Here is a 4,933-nt window from a genome sequence, read left to right on the forward strand (position 1 = left end):
CGTACGAGGCGGTGGGGGCGGGGTGCCCGCTCCCGCCCCGTCGAGCGGCGGCGGCGCGGGGTCGCCGAGTCCCACGAAGAGCCCGTCGCCCTCTCCGTCACCCTCGGAGCCCTCGGGCTCGCCGTCCCCGTCCGTGTCACCGAGCCCCGAGCAGAGCGCGCCGAGCGCGCGTGCCTCCACCGGCTCCTCGGCCGCCGGCGCGAACGAGGCGGACGACAGCCGGTTCGCGGTCCCGAAGACGCTCCGCGTCGGCGACGACGACCCCGAGGTCGCCGAACTCCAGCTCCGGCTGCGTCAGTTGGGCATCTACACCGGTGACATCGACCAGAACTTCGACGACCAGGTCGAACAGGCCGTCGTCGTCTACCAGAACACGCGAGGCATCACGAAGGACAGGGAGGATCCGGGCGTCTACGGTCTGGTGACCCGTCAACGCCTGGAGTCCGAGACGAAGGAACCGTGACCGACGGGGGTCGGGCGGTGCCCCGGCGTCGCGGGTGATGCAGGATGAGGCCATGAGCATCGTCAAGATCAATGTCCTCACGGTTCCGGCCGAGCAGCGCGAGACGCTGGAGAAGCGGTTCGCTTCCCGCGCCGGGGTGGTCGAGAACTCCGACGGCTTCGAGTGGTTCGAGCTGCTGCGCCCCGTCGACGGCACCGACAACTACCTCGTCTACACCCGCTGGCGCGACGAGGCCGCCTTCCAGGCCTGGATGGAGGGCCCCATGAAGCAGGCCCACCAGGGTGGGGGCGACCGCCCCAGGCCGGCCGCCTCCGACTCCTCCGTCTGGACCTTCGAGGTCCTCCAGCAGACGGGCCCGAAGACCGAGGCCTGACCGTTCCTTTGGACTGAGCATGAGTGCACATGCGCAGCCGCACGCCCCGAACGGTCTTGGGCGTACTGGTCCCCGGCGTACTCGACCCCTGGGCGGCGACACGCATCGCGTGCGTGGTCCGATCCAGGGAGGCCAGTTCCCTCACGACCTGGCCTAGTGGGTACGGACAGAGGGCGACGGAGAGGCCCCAAACCTTCTCTCCGGAGGAGAGGGGGCTCCGCACGCTGGCTCCGTTCCCGGCGTCCCAGATCGCCCGAGCACGTTAACCCGATCAGCCCACGACACCGCAAGCCGGCGACCTGACCATCACACGATCGAGCTAACTCGACCTCGTACGGACTCCCCGGCGAGCAGTTACCACCCCCGCGCCAAACACCTCCCGGCACCTGACCGCCACGACTCGGCGGTCAGGGCGCCTGGTGGTGGAGCACGGTGATGCCGTCGGCCTTCAGGGTCGTGGCGTAGCCGGCCGACACCTCGTCGATGTCGGAAAGAACGAGCGCCGCGGGCCTCCCGCGCGCGGGGCGGACGGACGACCGCGCTCGTCGCCCGGATCCGTGAACAGCTCGGCCTCGATACGTTCGTCCGGTCATCCGGCCTCCGCGCGACGGCGTCCACCGGCACACACGCGCCGCCACCCCGATGCCCATGCCCCCGAGTACCCACCTTTTTGTGGGTACTTGGCGGCCGGCCGGGGTCGGGCGATCCTTGTGGTGAGGGAGCGGCCGACGGGGGCGCGCCACCGAGCGGGGCGGAAGACGAGACGATGACGTGACGATGACGAGACGGTGAGGCCTACGGCGACGACGTCGCCGACAGTGACGCTCCGGTGAGCGTCTCCAGGCGTCGGTGTCCCCAGTCCGACAACGGCCCCAGCAGCTCGGAGAGTTCGCGGCCGAACGGGGTCAGCGAGTAGACGGTCTTCAGCGGCAGCTCGTCGTGCACCTCCCGGTGCACGAGCCCGTCCGTCTCCATCTCGCGAAGCGCCTGGGTCAGCACCTTCTCGGTGAGCCCCGGCAGCAGCCGGCGCAGCTCACCAGGACGGTGAGGACCGGACTCCAGCCGCCACAGCAGCGACGTCTTCCACTTTCCCTCGATCACGGCGATCGCCGCGGTCACCCCGCACACACTCGCGTCCTGGGCACGCCTGCGCCTCATTCCCGCTCCCCCAGCCCATCCGTCGCGAATTCACCAACCCATCTATTCTGCACAGGAGTTACCGAGTCATGCCCGCACACACCGAAGAGCACACCGCCGCCGGCACCCCCGCCGTCACCGTACTCGGCCTGGGCCCGATGGGCCGCGCCCTCGCCGGTGCCTTCCTCGACGCCGGGCTGCGGACCACGGTCTGGAACCGGACGCCGGGCCGGGACGAGGAGTTGGTGGCGCGCGGCGCGATCAGTGCCGGGTCGGCGGAGGAGGCGGTGGCCGCGAGCCCGCTGACCGTCGTCTGCGTGGTCAACTACGACGCCTCGGACGCGGTACTGCGCACCCCGGCGGTCACCGGCGCCCTCAAGGGCCGCACGGTGGTCAATCTGACCGCCGACACGCCGCACCGGGCCCGTGACACCGCCGCGTGGGCGGAAGAGCACGGCGTCGCGTACCTGGACGGGGCGATCATGACGCCGACGCCGGTCATCGGCACCCCGGACGGCGTGTTCATCTACAGCGGCGACGCGGAGCTGTACCGGGCGCACCGGCCCGTGCTGGACGCGCTGGGCGGCGCCCACACCCACCTGGGCGAGGACATCGGCCGGGCCGCCACGTTCGACGTCGCGCTGCTCGACCTCTTCTGGACCGCGATCACGGGTTACACGCATGCCCTGGCGCTGGCCCGGGCGGAGGGTGTCAGCGCCCAGGAGCTGACCCCGTTCGCCCAGGGGATCGCCGCGATCCTGCCGGCGCTCTTCGAGGAGGGCGCGAAGGAGGTCGACAGCGACCGGCACTCCGGCGAGGGCAATCCGCTCACCTCGGCGTTGTCGACCATGACCCATGTCGTCGAGGTCTCCGAGTCGCACGGCATCGACGCGAGCGTCATGCGGTCGGCCGAGGGCTTCGTCCGCCGCGCCATCGCCCAGGGCCACGGCGACGACGGCTTCACCAGGCTGACGGAGGTACTCGACCACCACCGCTGACACCACGCGCCCCGAGGCCCAGCACGGCCCCGAGGCGCACTCGGAACATCAGCCCACCGTGAGCCGGATCTGACCACCCGCGGCGACCTCGACCCGGACCGCGGTCAGGTCCGGCACCACCACGTCCGGCCCATGGGGGCGGGCCCGCTCCCCGATGCCCACGACCCGCATCCCGGCGGCGCGCCCGGCCCGGATCCCCGCCTCGGAGTCCTCGAACACGACGCAGTCCTCGGGCGCGACGCCCAGTTCGGCGGCCCCCTTCAGAAAGCCCTCGGGGTCCGGCTTGCTCGCGCCGACGGACTCGGCGGTGACGCGCACGTCGGGCGGTGTCAGCCCGGCCGCGGCCATCCGGGCGGTGGACAGCGCCACGTCCGCCGAGGTCACGAGGGCGTGCGGCACGCCGCCGGCGACGAGGGAGGCGAGGAACTCGGGCGCGCCGGGTATCGGGACGACGCCGTCCACGTCGGCGGTCTCCTCGGCCAGCATCCGCGCGTTGTCCGCGAGGTTCTGCTCCATCGGCCGGTCCGGCAGCAGGACGGCCATCGTGGCGTACCCCTGGCGGCCGTGGACGACCTTCATGATGTCGGCGCCGTCCAGCCCGTTCCGCTCGGCCCAGCGACGCCAGACGCGCTCCACGGCGGCGTCCGAGTTGACGAGGGTGCCGTCCATGTCCAGCAGGAGGGCGCGAGCGGTCAGCACGGTCGTGGCCGTCATCAGCAGCTCCAAGGCGCGGAAAAAGGGGACCGCGGGAGGGGTCGCACCCGGCGAGGCGGCCCGGAGGAAACAAGGCGGCCCCGCCCACCGGTCAGGGAATGCGGACGGGAGCCACTTTGTTTCCCCACGGTACAAAACATTTCGGTCCGTCGCCACCCCTTCACCCGTACGGCTCACTCATCCCGCAACGGCTTCCCACAGGCTCCACACACCGAGCCCCAGCATCAGCACGGCGGCGATCCGCGTGATCAGCGCCAGCGGCACCCGCTTCATCAGCGCCCTGCCGCCGACGATGCCGAGCCCGGCCACGGCCCAGAGGGCGAGGACCGCCCCGAGCCCGACGGAGAGCGGATCGTCGTAGCGGGCCGCGAGGTTCGCCGTCATGATCTGGGTCAGATCACCGAACTCGGCGACCAGGATGAGCATGAAACCGGCCCCCGAGACCTTCCAGAAGCTCTGGTCCTCGGGCCTGCGGATCTCCTCCTCGTCCTCGTCCTTCCTCATCAGCAGCACGGCCGCGCCGCCCAGGAAGAGCACGCCTGTGAGCGCGTGCACGATCTGCTGCGGCAGCAGTGTGAGGACGCTGCCCGCCGCCACGGCGAGCGCGACGTGCACGGCGAACGCGGCGGCGACTCCGGCGAAGACGTACGAGGCGCGGTAGCGCGTGCCGAGGACGAGGCCGGCGAGAGCGGTCTTGTCGGGGAGTTCGGCGAGGAAGACGACGCCGAAGACGAGCGCCGTGACACTGAAGCTGATCAAGGTTCCTCAATCGGTCGGGCCGCCCCACCGAGAGAAATCATCCGCTGACGCGACACCTCGGCACGGCAGCACACGGTCGGTCCGTGCCGGGTGGCACGGACGGTGTACTGCTTGCCGAAGGTCTCGCTGGCGCGGTCCCGTCACGGGACCCGCCTCCGGGCGCCGGCTCAGACGAGCTGAGCAGTATGTCGACGGTCCGGCGAAGAGCTACTCCCCTTCTGCGGGGTCCATGGTACGCCGGGCGCGTCATAGCTCGGGGGCAGGGGACGTACGGCGGCCGCGGGCCCGGTGGGGGCTTGTCGCGCAGTTCCCCGCGCCCCTGAAAAGCAGGGGCTGCGCCCCGTGCTTTTCGTCGGCCCGCCCGGCCGTCGATTCCCGGCCCGCCCGGCCGTGGATTCCCGGCTCGCCCGGCCGTGGATTCCCGGCTCGCAGCCCCATCACTCCTCGGCCCGCCCGGCCATCGCTCCTCGACCAGCCCGGCCATTACCC

Annotated in this window: 7 protein-coding genes; 3 read left to right on the forward strand and 4 right to left on the reverse strand. The window is 71.5% G+C overall.

From position 1 onward, the window contains the following. Both P1P70_RS40650 and P1P70_RS40655 read left to right on the forward strand, forming a co-directional pair. A partial coding sequence (locus P1P70_RS40650) for a peptidoglycan-binding domain-containing protein (RefSeq protein ID WP_319246912.1) occupies positions 1-463 on the forward strand: 463 nt, incomplete at its 5' end. Between the two features lie 52 nt (positions 464-515). Beyond that, positions 516-836 (forward strand): antibiotic biosynthesis monooxygenase, encoded by a 321-nt coding sequence (locus P1P70_RS40655; protein ID WP_319246914.1) that lies wholly within the window; start codon positions 516-518, stop codon positions 834-836. Positions 837-1,243: 407 nt separating this feature from the next. On the opposite strand, the gene P1P70_RS40660 is transcribed toward P1P70_RS40655, so the two are convergent. Together P1P70_RS40660 and P1P70_RS40665 are read right to left on the reverse strand one after the other, a co-directional pair. Beyond that, entirely contained in the window at positions 1,244-1,429 is a 186-nt protein-coding gene (locus tag P1P70_RS40660; protein ID WP_319246916.1) for a hypothetical protein, read from the reverse strand. A gap of 202 nt (positions 1,430-1,631) precedes the next feature. Next, entirely contained in the window at positions 1,632-1,994 is a 363-nt protein-coding gene (locus tag P1P70_RS40665) for a helix-turn-helix domain-containing protein (RefSeq protein WP_319246918.1), read from the reverse strand. 68 nt (positions 1,995-2,062) lie between these two features. Between P1P70_RS40665 and P1P70_RS40670 the strand changes: the two genes are divergently transcribed. Then, complete coding sequence (locus P1P70_RS40670; RefSeq protein WP_319246920.1) at positions 2,063-2,971, forward strand: NAD(P)-dependent oxidoreductase; 909 nt, start codon at positions 2,063-2,065, stop codon at positions 2,969-2,971. 48 nt (positions 2,972-3,019) lie between these two features. Here the strand turns inward: P1P70_RS40670 and P1P70_RS40675 are convergent, their stop codons facing one another. Next, positions 3,020-3,685, reverse strand: a complete 666-nt coding sequence (locus tag P1P70_RS40675; RefSeq protein ID WP_319246922.1) for an HAD family hydrolase — start codon at positions 3,683-3,685, stop codon at positions 3,020-3,022. 177 nt (positions 3,686-3,862) lie between these two features. Further along, entirely contained in the window at positions 3,863-4,444 is a 582-nt protein-coding gene (locus tag P1P70_RS40680; RefSeq protein ID WP_319246924.1) for a TMEM165/GDT1 family protein, read from the reverse strand. Between the last annotated feature and the right edge of the window lie 489 nt (positions 4,445-4,933).

The organism is Streptomyces sp. MB09-02B (genome assembly GCF_033794485.1).
Lineage (GTDB): Bacteria > Actinomycetota > Actinomycetes > Streptomycetales > Streptomycetaceae > Streptomyces.

Bases quoted from the DNA above. Each gene is read 5' to 3' on its own strand.
- P1P70_RS40655 (WP_319246914.1), top strand. From the start codon at position 516: ATGAGCATCGTCAAGATCAATGTCCTCACGGTTCCGGCCGAGCAGCGC.
- P1P70_RS40670 (WP_319246920.1), top strand. From the start codon at position 2,063: ATGCCCGCACACACCGAAGAGCACACCGCCGCCGGCACCCCCGCCGTC.
- P1P70_RS40675 (WP_319246922.1), bottom strand. From the start codon at position 3,685: ATGACGGCCACGACCGTGCTGACCGCTCGCGCCCTCCTGCTGGACATG.
- P1P70_RS40665 (WP_319246918.1), bottom strand. From the start codon at position 1,994: ATGAGGCGCAGGCGTGCCCAGGACGCGAGTGTGTGCGGGGTGACCGCG.
- P1P70_RS40660 (WP_319246916.1), bottom strand. From the start codon at position 1,429: ATGACCGGACGAACGTATCGAGGCCGAGCTGTTCACGGATCCGGGCGA.